Consider the following 17,730-nt stretch of genomic DNA (forward strand, 5'->3'; position numbering starts at 1 on the left):
GAAGTCCGCGTTGATCTCCATCAAGCATTTTCGGCTTGTCTATGTTGCTCCTTTGTCGCACCAGCCCTGTAGTCGGAGGCCGCAAATGGCAACAAGTGAAATCAAGCCGGGAGGCCTCGGCATCCCTACTCCTCCAGCCCCTGTATCTTGCCGAGCAACATGTCAATGTCCTCGCTTTCGTGCAGTTTTATTTCCCGACCGGTCGAAAGCAGCAGAACTTGGTCGCCGGAGTTGTTGCCAGTGATTGCGACAATGTGCTGGACATTGACCACATGACCAGTGAGTTCGTCATCTATGATTTCAATCATCTGCACCATTTCATGACCCAATTGTTCTTCTCGTTCGCGCGCCCCAGGCCCGCAGTCAGGCAGACAATAGCCGGTCCACCCAAACTCAGAAAGAATGACTCTCGTCATATCATAAAGCGGTCTCGAACTGGTCTCAGCTGGAACAGTAACCCTACCCTTTCTGCCGCGGCAAGCTGACACCACTCGGCTAGGGTGACGGCGCGGTTGAATTTGAAACTCTGTGGGCTGGTGAGGCCGCACTTCGAATTGAAGTGATTGAAGGCCGAGTCATGACGGCAGCAAACATCTGCAAACTTCGCATTCACTTGAAGCGTTGAATACCCCCTCTCTTCATAGGAATGGCGAATGTGATTTCTCCGCCCTATTGTTCAGCCAACGAACCCGAACGTTTCGTGGCTGACATCGACGCCGCGCTCGTGAAGCAGATCCTCGACATTGCGCAGCGACAGCGGAAATCTGACCTACAGCATCACCACCAGACGAATGATCTGTGGGCTGCTGCGAAGGGAATTACAAGGATCACGTTTCGGTATGCTCAGAGGCTAACTGCCCACCCTGCCCCGCTCAAGCGCCATCCCTCTGACAAAGCCCCCGGCGGCAATCAGCATGCCGTCATGCAGGAGACCGTCCAGCGCCTCAGCTGCTGTTGCATAAACCTTCTTCATGCCGCTTGTCCTTTCTTTGTATTGCCGGGCAGACGCAGTCCAAGAATGCGGCGCGCCTCTTGCCAGTCCGCCACAGGGCGGTTGTTCTTGTCACAGATGTCCACGGCCCGGCGCACCAAGGCTGCATTGCTGGGAGCCAGCGTGTCGCGATCGAGGCGGACGTTGTCCTCCAGCCCCGTGCGGGCGTGGCCCCCCGCAGCGATGGCCCATTCGTTCAGTTTGAGCTGATTGGCACCAATGCCGGCGGCGCACCATGGCGCGTCTTCACCGAACAGGCGGCGCACAGTGTGGATGTAGTAGTCGAAGACATCGCGATCGACCGGCATCGCGTTTTTCACGCCCATCACGAACTGGATGTAAGGCGTACCGGCAAGCTGCCCCTTGTCCGCCATATCCTTGGCTTTCAGAATATGGCTCAGGTCGAAGGCTTCGATTTCCGGTTTGACGTGATAGCTCAGCATTTCGCTGGCCAGCCAGTCGACCAGATCAGGCGGGTTCTCATAGACCCGGGTCGGAAAGTTGTTCGAGCCGACGGACAGGGAGGCCATGTCGGGCGAAAGCGGCAACATCCCACCGCGTGTCCGACCGGCACCCGACCGGCCACCGGTCGAGAACTGGATGATCATGCCGGGGCAGTGTTTCTCGATCCCCTCTTTCAGCGCGGCGAACTTCTCCGGATCGGAAGACGGGGATTGATCATCGTTGCGCACATGGGCGTGCACGATGGTGGCCCCGGCCTCGAAGGCCTCCTGGGTCGATTCCACTTGTTCTGATACCGTGATCGGAACGGCAGGGTTGTTGGCTTTCCTCGGCAAACTGCCCGTAATCGCCACGCAGATAATGCAGGGATTGGTCATGGGTGTACTTATCCGTTGGACGTGGCCGGACAGAGGCCAGCATGTCCGGGTTCAGGTTTCAGAAAGGAAAGGTCGAACAGTGCCGGACGCTTGCGCGATGCCTCGATAGCCTTGCGCTCGTCATCGGTGAAGAACATCCAGGTCGCGTCGACTTTCTCGTGTTTCTTGCATCCGGGGCACGGGGTTTTCGCGTTCTTGCACATGGCTCCTCCTCCTGCGCAGGGGTTGATCTGTCACGCAGCTTTCGCTGTCGGGCTTGGCATCTTTTCCAGTGCGTCCAAGAAGAACGGACGGAACCCTTCGGGGTGTTCGCTCATCGGGAAGTGGCCGAGCTCGTCCATGACCGCCAGCGTGGCGCCGGGAATGGCCTTTGCCGTGCGCTCGGCATCCTCCGGGGTGCAGGTGAGGTCATAGGCCCCGACGATGATATGCACCGGCGTTGCCCGCGTATCGATAGTCGGCAAGCGCGGGATCAGACTGTCGTCCCTGGTGTAAAAGCTCAGATCGCCACGGAAAACGCCGGGACCGCTTTGCATGAACATCCACAGCGTGTTCCAGCGTTCGGTATTCGGCGCATAGGGCGAAATGTTGGCAGAAACCAACGCAGCGCCCATCTCGCCCCCATGGGCATCGGGACGGTGGAACCAGTCGATATCGTACCAGGCGGGCTGGAAATCAGAGGCCTCTATGGCAATGAACCCGCTGAACTTGTCCGGGTGAAGCGCCGCCAGTTGCAGCGCGATGCGTCCGCCCATCGAACAGCCTGACAGAACGGGTCGATCGAGGCCCAGCCCGTCGATGACGGCCAGAACGGTTTCGATATAGGCTTCGGTCGTCAGCAAATATTCCTGGGTCTCGAACCCTTCAGGCGGCAGTGATTTGCCGTGCCACGGCATGTCGAAGGCGATCAGGCGGTTCGATGCGGTGATCTCGGCGTCATTCATCAGATGACGCCACTGGCGGGTATCGGCGCCTGCGGTATGCAGGCAGATGACCGGACGCCCCTGCCCTGCCTCTTCGAAATAGATACGGCGTGGGGCGCCGCCCACGGTGACAGTGACATAGCGACCGGTGATAGGCTCGATGCTCATGCTGCCAACTCCTCTTTTGCGCGAGCGAGAGTCAGCACTTCCTTGAAGAAGCGCAGGTTCTTTACGAGGCTCAGAATGTCGCCGTCGATCCGACCGCGACCGATCTTGACCAGTCCGAAGATGTCGTGGAAGCCAGGCTCGGGCCGCATTTCCCAGAACTTGTTCAGCGCTTCGGCATCCGTCCGCAGAGCAAAGCGCCAGGGTGTCTTGCGGCTGGGACCTTCGACCACCGAGACGATGTGCCCCTTTTCGAAGGACAGGTAGAATTCATCGCCACCCACCTCGATAAGCACGGTTTCGGAAAACAGCCGACCGAGGCGCAGCAAATGCGGCGTTGCCTCAAGGCGCGTTTGTATTTGCTTGAAGGTATCGATCACCTTGGCCTCCCATGCGTTCATAAGCTGGGGAATAGCTGCCATGATCGCGGGCCCGTGGGCCATGCCGGCAAGGGTATGGGTCAATACTCTGCCTTGCGACCTTGCGATAAACGCCATGTTCGCAAGGGTCGGGTCGCCGTCGGTATCACCCGATACCGCCGCGGGCATTGGGTAAACGTGGGGATTCGGCAAAGTCTGTGTTGCAACGAGAGGCAGTCACGCAACTCGTAACCGGATATACAGATTGCCAGGAGGAGGATTTACCCATGGGCATCGTCAACCAAGAGAACATCACCGAAGTCGTGATCGAGAGCCTCGGCAAACATGGCGACATCACCGACCGCCAGCGCGAACTCGCGACCGGCCTGGTCAAGCACCTGCACGCTTTCATCAAGGACGTGAAACTGCAGCACGACGAATTCCTGTTCGTTTGTGACTACCTCGCCCGTGCCGGCAAGCTCTGCAACGACAACCGCCAGGAATTCATCCTTCTGGGCGACATCCTCGGCGTCGAGGTTCTGGTCGACATGATGACCAACCCCGTCGAAGGCAACGAAAGCGAATCCACCGTTCTGGGCCCGTTCTATCGCGAGAACCCGCCGGTTCTGCCCAAGGGCGGTTCGACCATCCAGAAGCACTATGAAAACGAAGAAACCGCCTATTTCGAAGGCTATATCAAGGATGAAAACGGCAACGGCATCGCCGGTGTGACGCTCGACGTCTGGGAAGACGCGCCGAACGGCATCTATGAAAACCTCGACCCCGATCAGCCGGAATACAACCTGCGCGGCCGGTTCGAGACCGACGAGAACGGCCATTACGCCTTTGTCGCCGTGCGCCCCGTCCCCTACCCGATCCCGGATGATGAAACCGCCGGTGAACTGCTGCGCTTCATGGGTCACCACCCGAACCGTCCGGGCCACATGCACTTCATCATCTCGAAAGACGGCTACCGCCCGCTGATCAGCCAGATCTACGACGCCGACAGTGCTTGGCTGGACGAGGACAGCGTGTTCGCGGTCAAGGAAAGCCTGATCGGCAAGTTCAAGCCGGCTGCCGCCGACCTGGGCACCGACCTGCATTTCGAGTTCGATTTCGTGCTCAAGACGGCTGCCGACGAAAAGGCAATCGCCGCAGAGTAATCCCCGATACCTCCCTGTAAACTGGCCCCCGCAAGACGGGGGCCTTTTTTCTTGTGGCGTGTTTGGCAGAGGGCGTGTGTTGGGAGTGCGGGACCTTGCTGCCTTTCGCTGCATCACCGTAACCTCCAGCCGTTTGAACGACTGCTGTGCGGGACGAAGTGGGCCTTTGCCGCTGCTGATCCAACGCCGCTTTCATATGCACCGGGCATGGAGTTCATGACGAGTGTTTAAAGCATATTGGCGTTGTCACATTGCCCTAGCACGCTTTACGTAGGCAGGGAAAAGCAAGAGCTGAGATCGAAGCTATTTGGTCATCCGCCCACCCGACATGGTCATGGGATCAATGGCCATCAGGTCCAGCAACCCTGACGGCGAAAAGCCGAGCCCTAGGCACAGGTTTGCTGACTCCGTGTTTCCGGCTCGAATGCCGGTTCCGAAAAACTGTATCTTGTGCCGCTCTGCCATAGCCACCAAAGCCATCGCTCCGAGGAGTTTGGCAACACCGCGCCCACGCCATTGCTCCGCAGTGGATAGCATGCCCCACCAAGCCCGGTGGGTTTCATTTGAATTCGGTGGGTTTTCTGCGATCGCGGCAGCGACACCAACCGCATCACCATTTGCAGTTCTTGCGTAAACACAAACAGCGGGTCTTTCAGCCCCACTTAGGAAGCCTGAAGAAGGCAGCAAAACGCCACAGGATTGCGTTAAGACGTCGAGGGATTTGTAATCCTCGTCCGTTGTATCTCTTCCAGCTTCGTGAACGCTAAGCTCAACCGGCAAAGCGCGGCGAGCAAGCAGCTCTTTCGCGATCTCAACCGAGGAAAGGTTGCCGCCCCAATGTTCATAGACATCCGTGGCAAGGCCCGCGCCCTCGATTGCCGTCTTTCGCGATTGCATCACCTCCGGTGTCAGGCGGGGAGATGGGCCAACACCCTGTATTTGCGCAAGCGCGATCTGGAGATTGACGTCGTCTGCACCGCGTTCAATCAATGCAACGGCGCGCCCATGGCAGGAATAGCGAGGATCGCCCTTGACGATCTGCCACAATAAATCGGCTCGTCGTTCGAGTGCCTGCTGATCGGGGGTTCCAAAATACTTGTTCGCGTCTGCCATGAATGACCCTTGCACGACCAGGAATTACCGTCACCAAAAATCTGGCAGTCGCTTCTTGCCCATCAGTCGAAGCAGTCATTCACGCGCCATGCAACATCGGTAAATGCGGACTCAAACCGGTCATTCCCGTGCCCGTGCCAGAACTCCGGCCAAACAGCTCCAGGTCACACTTCCACGCCGCCGCACGGATTGCCCCAGACCCGCTTTCATGACACCCTGACCCGCGCGCATCCGTTCGGGGGAGGACGGCGAAAATGAACTTCAAACAGCTGACCTATTTCATCGCCGTCGCAGAAGAGCTGCATTTCGGGCGCGCCGCGGAACGTCTCGATATGGCGCAACCCCCGCTCAGCCGTCAGATCAAGCAACTTGAGGAAGACCTCGGCGCGATCCTGTTCAACAGGGGCCGGAGCGCGATCACCCTGACACAGGCAGGGGAGCGATTGCTGAAGCGTGGCAGAACAATCCTCGCAGACCTTGAAGACACCCAACTGGAGGTGCGTCGGCTCGGACAAGGGGCCGAAGGACGGCTCAGGATCGGGTTCGTTGGCTCTGCCACATTCGGAATTCTGCCAAACATCATCAGATCGTACCGGGCAAATTACCCGGACGTGAACCTGAGCCTGATCCCGATGAACAACGCCGAACTGCACCGGTCACTGGTGTCACGGGAACTCGACGTCGTATTTGCCCGGCCAACCCTGAAAGACCCTGAGTTCCTGTCAAAGCACCTGGTCGAAGAAAAGCTGATCCTCGCCCTGCCCGATATCGTCGATACGGGCACCCGGACAGTGGCCAAGTTGGAACGGCTTATGACCCATCACCTGATTCTTTACCCCGAACGGCCCAGGCCCAGCTATGCGGACATGGTTCTCAAGGCGGTCGAGGATGCGGGGTTTGATGCGCCCCTACGCATCTGGTGCATGGATCTGCAAACCGCGCTCAGCCTTGTCGCGGTCGGTGAAGGGGTGTGCATCGTCCCGGAATCCGTGGCGAATGCGCCGCGCAAGGGGATGAAGTTTCTCGATATCGAACCCGAGATCGCGCGGACCGAACTGTCGGTGAATTACCGTCTTGATGAACAGGGCGTGCACGTCAAGAATTTCGTCAACATCGCGCAGAAAGTGGCGCGAAAAAGCCCTGTCAAAAAGGGATGAGCGTGCAGGGCGCGTCGGCCCTGCACGCAGGTTTCACACGCCCAGCCAGGTGTGCTGTGCGTCTTCGTCGGCCTTGATCGCCTCGGCATCTCCGGTCCAGACGATCTGCCCCTTGCTGACGACGACCACGTCATCGGCAAGCGACGTGGCAAACCCGAAATTCTGCTCGACGATGATCATCGACAGACCCGCCGCTTTCAGCTCTTGCAGCTTGTCGTGGATCAGTTTGACGATAATGGGGGCCAGGCCCTCGGTCGGTTCATCAAGGATCAGCAGCTTGGGGTTCATCAGCAGTCCCCGCGCGATGGCCAGCATCTGCTGTTCGCCACCCGAAAGCTGCATGCCGCCGTTTTCCATGCGCTCTCCCAGACGCGGAAACAGGTCCAGCACCCGCTCCATTGTCCATTCAGGGTTCGACCCGCCAAACCGCTTGGCCGCGATCTCGAGGTTCTCGCGCACGCTCAGGGACGGAAAGATATCGCGTGTCTCTGGCACATAGGCGATCCCGCTCTTGGCGATGTCGAAGGGATGCCCTGCGATCGGCTTGCCACCCCACAGGATTTCGCCGGACTTGAGCGGCAAAAGGCCCATGATCGTCTTCAGTGTCGTGGACTTGCCGGCACCGTTGCGCCCGAGGATGGCCAAGACCCGGCCCGCCTGTGCCTGAAGCGACAGGCCATAAAGGACCTGTGTTTCCCCATATCCGGATTCGATGGCTTTCAGTTCAAGCATCTTCCCAGCTCCCCAGATAGATTTCCTTGAGCAGGCTCGACCCACGCGCTTCTTCCGGCAGCCCGTCAAAGACCACTTCGCCATAGTTCAGCACCGTGATCGTATCGGCCACGTCAAAGGCAAGGTCCATGTCATGTTCGATGATCAGCATGGTCAGGTCGCGTGGCAGGTCCGCCAGCAGGTCGTGGAACCCTTTGGACATTTCCGGCCCGACACCACTGGTCGGTTCATCCATCAGCAGAACCAGCGGTCGCGTGGCCAGCGCCACACCGACTTCAAGCTGGCGACGCACCCCATAGCTGATCTCGGACACTTTCGCGTGGATGAAGGGCATCAGGTTTACCTGCTCGGCCACCTCATCCACGATCTCGCGAACCTCGGGTTTTGCCAGGCTGTCCGACCAGAGCTGTGTTGCATTGCCCGTGTGAACTGCCGCCGCAAGCCCAAGGTTTTCCTCGACCGTCAGACCATCGAACAACGTGTTCTTCTGATAGCTGCGCGAAAGCCCGCGACGGGCGCGTTTCGCTACGGGAAGTGCTGTGACATCTTCACCGGCGAGATGCACCGATCCTCTGTCTGGGGTCAGTTCGCCGGCAAGCTGGTTGAACAGCGTCGTCTTGCCCGCCCCGTTCGGCCCCAGGATTACCCGGCGCTCGCCCCGTTCCAGCTTCAGCGACACGTTGCGCGTGACGTGCACGGCACCATAGCTTTTGTCCAGATTACGTGCCTCAAGCATCGGTCAACGCCTCCTCCGGCTCCTGTTTGCGGGTTGCATCAGCCAGGCGGCGGTCGAAAACGCCGCCCCAGCGGGCCTCGATCCAGCCGAAGATGCCATTGGCGCGGCTCATCACGACGGCGATCAGGAGGGCACCGACAACAAGGTGCCAATAGGTCGTGACCGCGCTCAGTTCATGTTTCAGGACGACAAAGGCAGCCGCTCCGATCAGCGGTCCGACAAGCGTTCCAAGCCCACCGAGGATCACCACAACCAGCGCCTCGCCCGAGACGGTCCAACTCAGCAGCCCCGGCGAGATGTACATGATGTGTTGTGCGGCCAGCGCGCCGGCGAGGCCTGCGATCATGCCGGACAGACCGAACACATCGGCCTTGACCCGCCAGACCGTCAGGCCAAGCGCTCGCATCCGCTGTTCATTGTGCATGACTCCGGTGAGCGAGCGGCCAAGACCGGATCGCAGGATCAGCACCGCCGCACCATAGACCGCCCCGAGAATGGCCAGACAGAAGAGTGCAAAGCTGCGGCTGTCGTTCAGATCAACGCCGATGAAGCTCAGATCCAGCCGGGATATGCCGCCCAACCCGTCATCGCCGCCAAAGATCGGCGCCTCGAACACGTAGGAATAGGCCATTTGCCCGAAGGCGAGTGTCGCCATGATGAAATAGATACCATGGCTGCGCGACCCGATGGCGCCGATGACCCAGGCCGCCGCGCCGGTCAGCGCAATGCTACCCGCCATGGCGACGGGCGGCGCGATCCCCGCCTTGGTCGACAGGATCGCATAGGCATAGGCCCCGACCCCCATCAGAGCACCGTGGCAGAGCGAGACCATGCCACCGAAGCCTGCAACGATGTCGAGCGCCAGAACCAGCATGGCAAGGATCAGGATCTCGGTCAGGATCTCCAGACCGAAATATTCGGCCGTGAAAGCCTGAAAGAGGGCACCGGCCGCGAGCAGGACCAGAGCGGTGTAACGAAGCGTGTTGTGGCGAAACATCGTCTTATCCTCTCGCGGGAAAGAGGCCCTCTGGCTTGATCACAAGGACCGCAGCCAAAAGCGCATAGATGAGAACAGAGGCCAGCCCAGGGGCCAGAACGGCACCGAAAGTCTGAACAAAGCCGTAGATCAGCGATCCCGCGATGGCACCCTTGAGCGAGCCGAGACCGCCAATCACGATCACGATCAGCGTCGGGATCAGGATCTGCAGCCCCATTTCGGGGGTCACACTGAGAAGCGGTGCCGCGACGGCACCGGCCAGGCCCGCAAGGGCACAGCCGACACAGAAGACGATGAAGAACAGCCGTTCCACGTTGATGCCCAGACAGGCCGCCATGGCGTCATTGTCGACACCGGCGCGGATCATCGCGCCGATCTGGGTGCGGCCCAGAACGAAGGCCAGTGCGCCGAAGATGGCGAGACCCAGAACGATGATGAACAACCGGTAGGTCGGATACTCGACGCCAAGGAAGGTCAGACGTCCGCCAAGCAGCGCGGGCGCGTCAATGGCAAGAGCCAGATCACCCCAGAAGATGCGTGTCAGATCGAGCAGGACAAAGATCAGCCCGAAGGTGACGAGAACCTGTGCCATGGGCCCCGATTTCCGCATCCGCTTGATGAGACCGGAATAGAGCAGGATCCCCACCCCGGCGACCGCCACGGGCGCCAGAAAGAACCCCATCCAATAGCCGCCCACGGCAGCCAGCGAGGCCGCGAAATACGCGCCAAGAGCATAAAGCGAGCCATGCGCGAGGTTCACGAAATGCATCAGCCCGAAAATGACCGTCAGGCCGATGGAAAGAAGAAACAGAAGCATGGACAATTGCAGGGCATTCAATGCCTGAAGCGTCCAAAATCCAAGATCATGTGCCATTGAGGGTCCTCCTCGAACGTTTTGTCCCGGCCACAGGCGAGCGGCCGGGACAGTTCGGTCAGTTGGAGACGGGTGCCATCTCGCAGCCATTGGTCGGATCAGCTTCCGCGGGGAGCTGAGCGAGGACTTTCTGCGTCAACCCACCTTCACCAGACACGGTTTCGTAAACATAGATCGGCTGGATGATGTTGTTGGTCGCGGGATCGATCGCGAGCTGACCGCGCGGCCCCTCGAAGCTGACCTGACGCAGGGCATTTGCCAAACCTGCACGGTCGTTCGCGCCCGTCTTTGTTGCCTCAATCAGCGCGCGAGCCGCATCGTAACCCTGGACGGCAAATTCCGACGGAGCGCGGCCGGTTTCCTCGGTGAAGGCGGCCACGAAAGCTGCGTTCGCCTCGCTGTCGATGGTCGGCGCATAGTGCAGCGCCGTGATGACGCCTTTGGCGGCCTCGCCCTGTGCGTTCACATAAAGCGGCGAGGTCAGGAAGCCCGAGCCATAGAGGGGCAGGTCTGCCTTCAGGCCAAAGCTGTCATATTGCTTGATGAAGGAAATCGCCTCGCCGCCTGCGTAGAAAACATAGACCGCATCGGCACCGCTGGCCTTGGCCTGCGCGAGATAGGGACCGAAGTCCTGTGTCTTTTGGAACGGCGTGAATTCCTGCCCGACGATCTCGCCGCCTGCGGCGGTGAAGGTCTCGGTGAAGGCATCGATCATCTGGCGACCGGCAGCATAGTCAGGCGCAAGCGTGAACACCTTCTTCACACCCTGCTCGGCCATCCAGGTGCCCATCGGACGGTTGATCTGGCCGTTGGAAAACGACATCCGCGTGATGAAAGGCGAGCAGGAGGCACCGGTGGCCTCGTCATTGCCGGCATTGGCCACGATCAGCGGCACACCTGCGCCATGCACCATGTCACGCACCGCACCGAGAACACCGGAACTGACGATGCCCACCATGACATCGACCTTGTCTTGCAGGATCAGTTTCTTGGCCTTGCCAAGCGCGACAGGCGGCTTCACCTCGGTGTCTTCGCGGGCGATCTCGAAAGTGACGTCGCTCTCGGAACCGAACTGTTGCAGGCCCAGGTTGAATCCGGTCTCGATTTCATTGCCGAGCGACGCGTAGACGCCCGAGAAAGGGAGCAAAAGCCCCACTTTGATGTCTTCTTCTGCCACAGCAGGCATGGCGAAGCTGGTGGCGAACCCGAGGGCCGCCAGGATTGCGCGTTTCATTTTGGATTTCCTCCAGTTGGTTTCCGACCCCTCCTCAGGGCCTATCCTAAGTCGCCCCCACCGACCGGGACGGTGACCCCGGTGATGTAGGCAGCATCGTCCGACGCCAGGAACAGGATCGGGCCGGCCTGCTCGTCGAGCGTTCCGTATCGTTTCATGAACGAGGACTGGATCGTCTGGTCGACGATGGTCTGGTACCAGTCTTCGCGTTGTTCTTCTTCGGCGTTGGGGTTGCGCGGCACGACCCGTGGCGGGGCTTCGGTTCCGCCCGGAGCGGTAGCGACCACGCGAATGCCTCGTTCGGCGACTTCCCAGGCCAGGCTTGCGGTGATCGCGTTCACCCCGCCCTTGGCCGCCGCATAGGGCACCCGGTTGAGGCCCCGCGTCGCAATGGACGACACGTTGACGATTGTACCCGAGCCTTGCGGCAGCATCCGTTCAATGGCCGCGCGGCAGCAGTAGAGAGTCGGAAAGAGCGAACGGCGCACTTCGGCGTCGATCTGCTTGGGTTCGTAATGCTCAAAGGGCTTGGCCCAGATGGTCCCACCGACATTGTTGATCAGAATGTCGATGCGGCCCCAGAGGTCCACGGCCTTTTGCATCGCCTTCTCGCAGCCCGCCCAGGTCTCAAGGTTGACCGAGATCGCCTCGGCCTCACCCCCATGCTCCCGGATCGCCGCGACGACGTCCTTGCGGGCGGGCGAGCGGTCCACAATCAGAACACGCGCCCCCTCGCTGGCCGCCCGTTCGGCGACGCGGCGGCCGATACCTTGTGCCGCGCCGGTGACGACCATCACCTTATCGTCGAACCGGCGTTTCATGCCGCTTCGGCCTTCTCTTCGGTGGGGTTGAATTTCTCGTAGTAGAAATTCGCAGGCTCGACGCCCAGTTTCCCGAAATGCGCGCGCACGGCATCGACCATGGGCGGCGGGCCGCACAGATAGACGTCGCAATCCCCGTCGTGCAAGTCATCGCCGCCGAGGTGATCGGTCACGAAACCCTTGCGCTCATGCGCGTCTTCTTCGGCGGCCAGAATGGTGATCACGGTGACGTTGCCGATCTTTTCAGCAAGCGCGTTGACGCGGTCCAGTTCCACGAGGTCGGCGGCGCGGGTCACGGCATAATAAAGCGTGATCGGGTGCTCTGCTCCCTGCTCGGCCACCTGTTCCAGCATCGACAGGAACGGCGCCAGACCGGTGCCACCGGCGAGCCAAACCTGCGTGCGCTCGATTGGCCTCAGATAAAAGGCCCCCATCGGACCGGTTGCGGTCAGAGCGTCGCCAGGCTTCGCTTGTTCGCCAAGATAGGTGCTCATGACACCGCCGGGCAGGTTGCGGATCAGAAAGGTGGCTTCCTGCGCGCCCGGTGCGGACGAAAAGGAATAGGACCGGTGTTTGTCCGTACCGGGGACTGTCAGGTTCACATACTGGCCCGGCAGGAAGTTGATCGGCTTTGACAGTTTCACCCACAGACCGAAGGAGGTCTCGGAGAGTTTGTCGACGCCCTGTACTTCGGCCTCCACGGCCTCGGGCGCGGTCTTGCAGATGGCGGACGAGGCCGGGACGCGCACGACGCAGTCGCTTTCCGGGATCATCTGGCAGGTGAGCGCATAGCCCTGTTCTGCCTCTTCGTCGCTCATCGACTCGTCCATGTAGAACTCAAGCTCGTACTCGCCCTTCTCGACGAAGCATTTGCAGGTGCCGCAGACGCCATCCCGGCAATCCATCGGCAGGTTGATCTTCTGACGGAAGGCCGCATCGGTCACCTTCTCATCGTCATCGCACTGGATGACGCGCGTGACGCCATCTTCGAAATTCAGGGCAACGTTGTAGGTCGTCATGGCATGCTCCTCCCTTGGCCGCGCACCCTGACGTGGATGCGCGGAGGTTTTCAGTTTCCCGGAGACCCGGGATCAGACGTGGTAGACGTCGATCACGTGGTGAATGTGATCGTTCTTCAGGATCACCTTCTTGTCGGTGATCAGCGGCCTCACGCCGCTGGTGTCGATCGTGTAGAACGACGTGCCCCAGTGGGTATCGGTCTCGTGATACCGATAGCTCAGCGTTTGCCAGTTGAAACGCAGCTTGATTTCGTCGCCCTCCCGGCTCAGCACTTCGATGCCCGACAGGTAATGGTTGGTGCGCGGCTCCGGCAGCGAGGTCGCCGACGACCGGTCGGTCTTGATCCGGAACACGCGGTCCTCGATCCCCTGCTTGTTGGGGTAGTACATCAAGGACATCTCGTTCTGCGGATCCTCCGTCAGCATGTCGAAGTCATCCCATGTGGGCATCCAGAACGGACAGTCCTTGTGATAGAATGTCAGCCAAGTATCCCAGTCGCGGTCGTCCAGAGCGCGGGCCTCCGCGAAGAGGAAGGCCTGAATGTCTTCGAAGCTCATCGCGCCGGTTGCAGGGCGATCAAGAGTTGCAGTTGTCATGTTCTTTCCTCCTCACTCGGCTGCGACCGACGCCTGAGGCGCGGTTTCGCGTTCCTTTGCGATGGCTTCACCCATCCGCTCGGACCAGTTGCTGTGTTGAATGACGAACAGACCTTCGTCCTCGGTGCGGGCGCCGGACAGAACCGGGTTGATGCCCAGGGCCTTGGCGTCTTCATCCGGGCCTTCGATCCATTGGGTCGCGCCACGTGTCAGGTCGTTCCACTTTGCGTGCGATGCGCCGGCGTAGCCACGCTGCGTGGCCCGGAATTCCTCGGTGTCATCCGGCGTCGCCATGCCGGAGGCGTTGAAGAAATCCTCGTATTGGCGGATGCGGCGGGTGCGCGCTTCCTGGCTCTCGCCCTTGGGCGCGATGCAGTAGATCGTGACCTCGGTCTTGTCGACCGAGACGGGGCGGAAGACGCGGATCTGGCTGGAGAACTGGTCCATCAGGAAGACGTTGGGATAGAGGCAGAGGTTGCGCAGCACGCCCACCATCCATTCGGCCTTGGTCTTGCCATACTTCTCGGTCCATTCCTCCAGACGCGGATAGCCGGGGCGGTTGGTCGGGTCGGCCCATTCGGTCCAGAGCAGGATGTGACCATTCTCGTAGGCATGAAAGCCGCCGCGCTGCTTGGCCCATTTGGACGCATCGGTCGCCTTGATGTTGTCTTCCTTGCCGTCATCGGTCCGGTGAGCCGTCGTGGCGACATAGTTCCAGTGCACGGCGGACACGTGATAGCCGTCGGCGCCGTTTTCGGCCTGAAGCTTCCAGTTGCCGTCATAGGTGTAGGTGGACGAACCGCGCAGCACTTCGAGACCCTCGTCGGCCTGATCGACGATCATGTCGATCATCTTGCGCGCTTCGCCGAGGTATTCCTCCAGCGGCTTCACATCGGCATTGAGCGAGCCGAACAGGAAGCCACGGTAGTTCTCGAACCGGGCAACCTTGGTCAGGTCATGACTACCGTCCTTGTTGAACTGTTCGGGGTAGCCCGCGCCCTTGGGGTCCTTGACCTTGAGCAGCTTGCCGGTGTTCGAGAAGGTCCAGCCGTGGAACGGGCAGGTAAAGGTCTTCTGGTTGCGGCGCTTGAAGCGGCACAGCTGCGCGCCCCGGTGCGAACAGGCGTTGACCAGCGCGTGCAGATCGCCGTCCTTGTCACGGGTGATGACGACGGGCGTGCGGCCCATGGTCAGGGTGAAGTAATCGCCCGGGTTCGGGATCTGGCTTTCATGCGCCATGTAGATCCAGTTGCCTTCGAAGATGTGCTTGATCTCAAGCTCGAACAGCTCTTCGTCGGTGAAGATGTCCCGGCGGCAGCGGAAGATGCCGTTTTCCGGGTCGTCCTGTATCGCGCCGTCGAGCCGCGCTTCGAATTCATCGAGATTGGATTGGGTGAACATTCTTTAGTCCTCCTCCTGACTGCCTCAGCACCTTGTCTTGCGCCTTGGCCGGGATTGATGGTCGTGTCGCGGGTCTATTCGCCAGCGACGGCTTTCATTGTCCGCCCGCCGTCACGGCGGAAGAATTCGATCTTGTCGGGATCAAGCGCAGCACCGATGCCGATGCCCTTGGGGATCTCGACACAGAAATCGCGGTAGAAGATCGGCTCGGCGAGAATGTCTGCGGTCAGTAGGAGCGGGCCGAAGAGTTCGGTGCCCCAGGCCAGATCCTCGACGGTCGAGAATAGTTGCAAGGCCGCAGCGGTGCTCAGACCGGTTTCCAGCATCGTGCCGCCGTAAAGGCCCAGTCCTGCCGCCTGCCCGATGGCGATAACTTCAGATGCGCGCTTGAGCCCGCCAGACTGGCCGATCTTGACCGCAAACACATCCGCCGCGCGGGCCGAGGCGACTTCCAGCGCGTCCTCGGGTCCGTTCAGAGCCTCGTCCGCCATCACGGCAATCTCATAGCCTTTGGCCAATTCCGCCATGGCGCTGCGATAGCGGGCGGGCACCGGCTGTTCGACCAGCTCGCACCCCGCCTCTTGCAAGCCCTTCAGACCCCAGCGGGCCTCTTGCAGGGACCACGCAGTGTTCACATCGACGCGCACGCTGGCCGCGTCGCCAACCGCCTGCTTGATCCGTGCCACATGCGCCACGTCCTCGCGGACAGACCGCTTGCCGATCTTCAGCTTGAAGATGTTGTGGCGGCGGGTTTCGATCATCTCCTGGGCCTCGGTGATGTCTGTCTCCGAATTGCCCGAGGCCAGTGTCCACGCGACCGGCAGACGCTCGTGCACGGCCCCGCCGAAAAGTTGCGACACCGGCACGCCCAAGCGCTTGCCCAGCCCGTCCCAGAGGGCAATCTCGACAGCTGTCTTGGCGATGCGATTGCCTTTGACCAGCTTGTCGATCAGCTGGATCGCACCATTCACATCATCGCCGTTGCGGCCAAGCAAGGCGGGCGCAATATAAGTCTCGATCGCCGACTGGATGCCTTCGGGGCTTTCCGGTCCGTAGCTCAGCCCGCCAATCGTCGTGCCTTCGCCGATGCCTTCGGAGCCGTCCGAGAACTTGACCCTGACCAGCACGGCAGTTTGCGTGCGCATCGTCGCCATCGAAAGCACGTGACCACGAATGGTGGGGATGTCGAGGATCAGGGTCTCGATCTGGTCAATCTTGGTCACTGGGGCTCACCATATTTGCAGGTTTCTGTTGAATGCAGATTGCCCGCCCGCGCCGGATTCTGTCGATGATTGGGGGGGTCTTGGGTGATACCCTGACGAGACATGCGGGTGCCTGTGACACCTCTCGAACGAAAACAGGCGCCACCAATGGTGACGCCTGCAACGGATCATTTGCGTGGATGGCTACCGATTAGAAATCGACCTGGATTGCGACGCTGCGGTCTATTGCCAGGTTGACGACTGCGGCGGCGACGGCGAGGTCCTGCAAACCGACGCCGGTGCCGTCGAAGAGGGTGATCTGATCGTCCGATGTGCGGCCCGGATGGGTGCCGTTGATCACGGCGCCCAACTGGATGAGATCGGCTTGGGTGATCAGACCCTCCGCGATCGCGTGTTGTGCCTCGCCGATGCTGACCGACTGCGCCACTTCATCGGTGAACACCGAAGCGCGGGCCACAAGCGCGGCCTCGACCTCTTGCTTGCCCCTGGTGTCGGTTCCCATGCAGGCGATGTGGGTGCCCGGGCTGACGTGATCCGCCATGAGGGACGGCGAGAAGGCCGAAGTGATCGAAATGATCACATCCGCCTCATCCATTCCGGGCAGATCGACCGCCTCGAACGGCACGCCGGCCTCTTCGGCAACCTGGGCCAGGTTCGGCAGCATCTCGGGGTGGTAGTTCCAGCCGATGACCTTGTCGAAGGCGCGCTGCTCCAGGGCAGCGCGCAGCTGGAACGTGGCCTGATGGCCCGCGCCGATCATGCCGATGACCTTTGCATCCGGGCGGGCGAGATGCTTGATCGACACCGAGGACGCCGCCGCCGTGCGCAAGGCCGTCAACAGGTTGCCGCCGACCATGGCCGAGGGTTTGCCGGTATCGGGATCGAACAGGAACACGGTGGACTGGTGATTGATCAACCCGCGCCTTTCCAGGTTGTGGGGCCAGTAGCCGCCCGCTTTCAGGCCCAGTGTCAGGCCCGCGCGGTCAAACCCGCCCTTGAAGCCGTAAAGCGCGTCCTCGTGGCCGAGGGCCTCGCGCACCACGGGAAAGTTGCAGGCATCGCCCGAGGCCATGGCGGCAAAGACCTGTTCGACGGCATCAAAGGCCGCCGCGCGGGTCATCAACCCGGCTATCTCACGTTCTGGAACAATCCACATCGCATCCCATCAGGGCCATGCCCTGCCTCTTCCTCTTGCTGCAAATATCCCGGGGAGGTCTGGAGGGGCGTCGTCCATTGGGCTTGAACCAATGGCGCCCAAAGGACGACCCTCCAGCCGGTCGGACAGGCGGTGCCTGTCCGAAATCAGAAAGCGCGGCCGCGGGCCGAGACCGGCCAGACGCATTCGACCTTGCCGTTGCGCACGCCGACATACCAGTCATGCACATT

At 60.6% G+C, this 17,730-nt stretch carries 19 protein-coding genes and 2 pseudogenes; 2 read left to right on the forward strand and 19 right to left on the reverse strand.

Annotation, left to right across the window (positions count from 1 at the left end):
• Positions 1–125 precede the first annotated feature (125 nt).
• The 7 genes and pseudogenes from MB818_RS19105 to MB818_RS19135 form a co-directional block, all read right to left on the reverse strand.
• Positions 126–416, reverse strand: coding sequence for a hypothetical protein (locus MB818_RS19105; RefSeq protein ID WP_234217545.1), 291 nt, complete (start codon positions 414–416; stop codon positions 126–128).
• Between the two features lie 269 nt (positions 417–685).
• A pseudogene (locus MB818_RS22135) lies at positions 686–841 on the reverse strand (IS6 family transposase); the annotation flags it as partial.
• A 51-nt stretch (positions 842–892) separates the two neighbouring features.
• Positions 893–973 (reverse strand): annotated as a pseudogene (locus MB818_RS19115) (succinyl-CoA--3-ketoacid-CoA transferase); the annotation flags it as partial.
• The gene (locus MB818_RS19120) at positions 970–1,830 is read right to left on the reverse strand and encodes a 3-oxoadipate:acetyl-CoA acetyltransferase (RefSeq protein ID WP_234139020.1); all 861 of its coding nucleotides are present in this window, start codon (positions 1,828–1,830) and stop codon (positions 970–972) included. The gene MB818_RS19120 and the pseudogene MB818_RS19115, both read right to left, overlap by 4 nt.
• Before the next feature lie 8 nt (positions 1,831–1,838).
• The gene (locus tag MB818_RS19125) at positions 1,839–2,033 is read right to left on the reverse strand and encodes a hypothetical protein (RefSeq protein ID WP_234139019.1); all 195 of its coding nucleotides are present in this window, start codon (positions 2,031–2,033) and stop codon (positions 1,839–1,841) included.
• 30 nt (positions 2,034–2,063) lie between these two features.
• Positions 2,064–2,921 (reverse strand): alpha/beta fold hydrolase, encoded by an 858-nt coding sequence (locus MB818_RS19130; protein ID WP_238906066.1) that lies wholly within the window; start codon positions 2,919–2,921, stop codon positions 2,064–2,066.
• Positions 2,918–3,466 carry a hypothetical protein gene (locus MB818_RS19135; protein WP_369426341.1) on the reverse strand — a complete coding sequence of 183 codons (549 nt, stop codon included), beginning with the start codon at positions 3,464–3,466 and terminating at the stop codon, positions 2,918–2,920. Before MB818_RS19135 ends, MB818_RS19130 begins: the two co-directional genes overlap by 4 nt.
• A 98-nt stretch (positions 3,467–3,564) precedes the next feature.
• Between MB818_RS19135 and MB818_RS19140 the strand changes: the two genes are divergently transcribed.
• The gene (locus MB818_RS19140) at positions 3,565–4,440 is read left to right on the forward strand and encodes a dioxygenase family protein (RefSeq protein WP_238906068.1); all 876 of its coding nucleotides are present in this window, start codon (positions 3,565–3,567) and stop codon (positions 4,438–4,440) included.
• A 303-nt stretch (positions 4,441–4,743) separates the two neighbouring features.
• Here MB818_RS19140 and MB818_RS19145 read toward each other — a convergent pair whose 3' ends face one another.
• Positions 4,744–5,553: a GNAT family N-acetyltransferase gene (locus MB818_RS19145; RefSeq protein WP_238906070.1), complete on the reverse strand. Its 810-nt coding sequence runs from the start codon at positions 5,551–5,553 to the stop codon at positions 4,744–4,746.
• Between the two features lie 254 nt (positions 5,554–5,807).
• Here MB818_RS19145 and MB818_RS19150 point away from each other — a divergent pair, with 254 nt between their 5' ends.
• Positions 5,808–6,710 (forward strand): LysR family transcriptional regulator, encoded by a 903-nt coding sequence (locus MB818_RS19150; RefSeq protein WP_238906071.1) that lies wholly within the window; start codon positions 5,808–5,810, stop codon positions 6,708–6,710.
• A gap of 33 nt (positions 6,711–6,743) precedes the next feature.
• Here MB818_RS19150 and MB818_RS19155 read toward each other — a convergent pair whose 3' ends face one another.
• The 11 genes from MB818_RS19155 to bhcD all read right to left on the reverse strand — a co-directional run bounded on the left by MB818_RS19155 (position 6,744) and on the right by bhcD (position 17,500).
• Complete coding sequence (locus MB818_RS19155; RefSeq protein WP_238906072.1) at positions 6,744–7,442, reverse strand: ABC transporter ATP-binding protein; 699 nt, start codon at positions 7,440–7,442, stop codon at positions 6,744–6,746.
• Positions 7,435–8,178 carry an ABC transporter ATP-binding protein gene (locus MB818_RS19160; RefSeq protein WP_238906073.1) on the reverse strand — a complete coding sequence of 248 codons (744 nt, stop codon included), beginning with the start codon at positions 8,176–8,178 and terminating at the stop codon, positions 7,435–7,437. Before MB818_RS19160 ends, MB818_RS19155 begins: the two co-directional genes overlap by 8 nt.
• Positions 8,171–9,175 (reverse strand): branched-chain amino acid ABC transporter permease, encoded by a 1,005-nt coding sequence (locus MB818_RS19165; protein WP_238906074.1) that lies wholly within the window; start codon positions 9,173–9,175, stop codon positions 8,171–8,173. The genes MB818_RS19160 and MB818_RS19165 overlap by 8 nt, the downstream gene beginning before the upstream one ends.
• Before the next feature lie 4 nt (positions 9,176–9,179).
• Positions 9,180–10,049 carry a branched-chain amino acid ABC transporter permease gene (locus MB818_RS19170; RefSeq protein WP_238906075.1) on the reverse strand — a complete coding sequence of 290 codons (870 nt, stop codon included), beginning with the start codon at positions 10,047–10,049 and terminating at the stop codon, positions 9,180–9,182.
• A gap of 58 nt (positions 10,050–10,107) precedes the next feature.
• Entirely contained in the window at positions 10,108–11,283 is a 1,176-nt protein-coding gene (locus MB818_RS19175) for an ABC transporter substrate-binding protein (RefSeq protein WP_238906076.1), read from the reverse strand.
• A gap of 41 nt (positions 11,284–11,324) precedes the next feature.
• The gene (gene benD / locus MB818_RS19180) at positions 11,325–12,104 is read right to left on the reverse strand and encodes a benzoate diol dehydrogenase BenD (protein WP_238906078.1); all 780 of its coding nucleotides are present in this window, start codon (positions 12,102–12,104) and stop codon (positions 11,325–11,327) included.
• Positions 12,101–13,123: a benzoate 1,2-dioxygenase electron transfer component BenC gene (gene benC, locus MB818_RS19185; protein ID WP_238906080.1), complete on the reverse strand. Its 1,023-nt coding sequence runs from the start codon at positions 13,121–13,123 to the stop codon at positions 12,101–12,103. Before benC ends, benD begins: the two co-directional genes overlap by 4 nt.
• Positions 13,124–13,195: 72 nt before the next feature.
• Positions 13,196–13,720: a benzoate 1,2-dioxygenase small subunit gene (gene benB / locus MB818_RS19190; RefSeq protein WP_238906082.1), complete on the reverse strand. Its 525-nt coding sequence runs from the start codon at positions 13,718–13,720 to the stop codon at positions 13,196–13,198.
• A gap of 12 nt (positions 13,721–13,732) precedes the next feature.
• A complete protein-coding gene (gene benA / locus MB818_RS19195; RefSeq protein ID WP_238906084.1) occupies positions 13,733–15,121 on the reverse strand; it encodes a benzoate 1,2-dioxygenase large subunit in 1,389 nt (462 codons plus the stop codon).
• A 74-nt stretch (positions 15,122–15,195) separates the two neighbouring features.
• Positions 15,196–16,344 carry a muconate cycloisomerase family protein gene (locus tag MB818_RS19200; protein ID WP_238906086.1) on the reverse strand — a complete coding sequence of 383 codons (1,149 nt, stop codon included), beginning with the start codon at positions 16,342–16,344 and terminating at the stop codon, positions 15,196–15,198.
• Between the two features lie 190 nt (positions 16,345–16,534).
• Entirely contained in the window at positions 16,535–17,500 is a 966-nt protein-coding gene (bhcD, locus tag MB818_RS19205) for an iminosuccinate reductase BhcD (protein WP_238906088.1), read from the reverse strand.
• Positions 17,501–17,730 lie beyond the last annotated feature (230 nt).

It is taken from the genome of Ruegeria alba (assembly GCF_022321465.1).
Lineage (GTDB): Bacteria > Pseudomonadota > Alphaproteobacteria > Rhodobacterales > Rhodobacteraceae > Ruegeria_B > Ruegeria_B alba.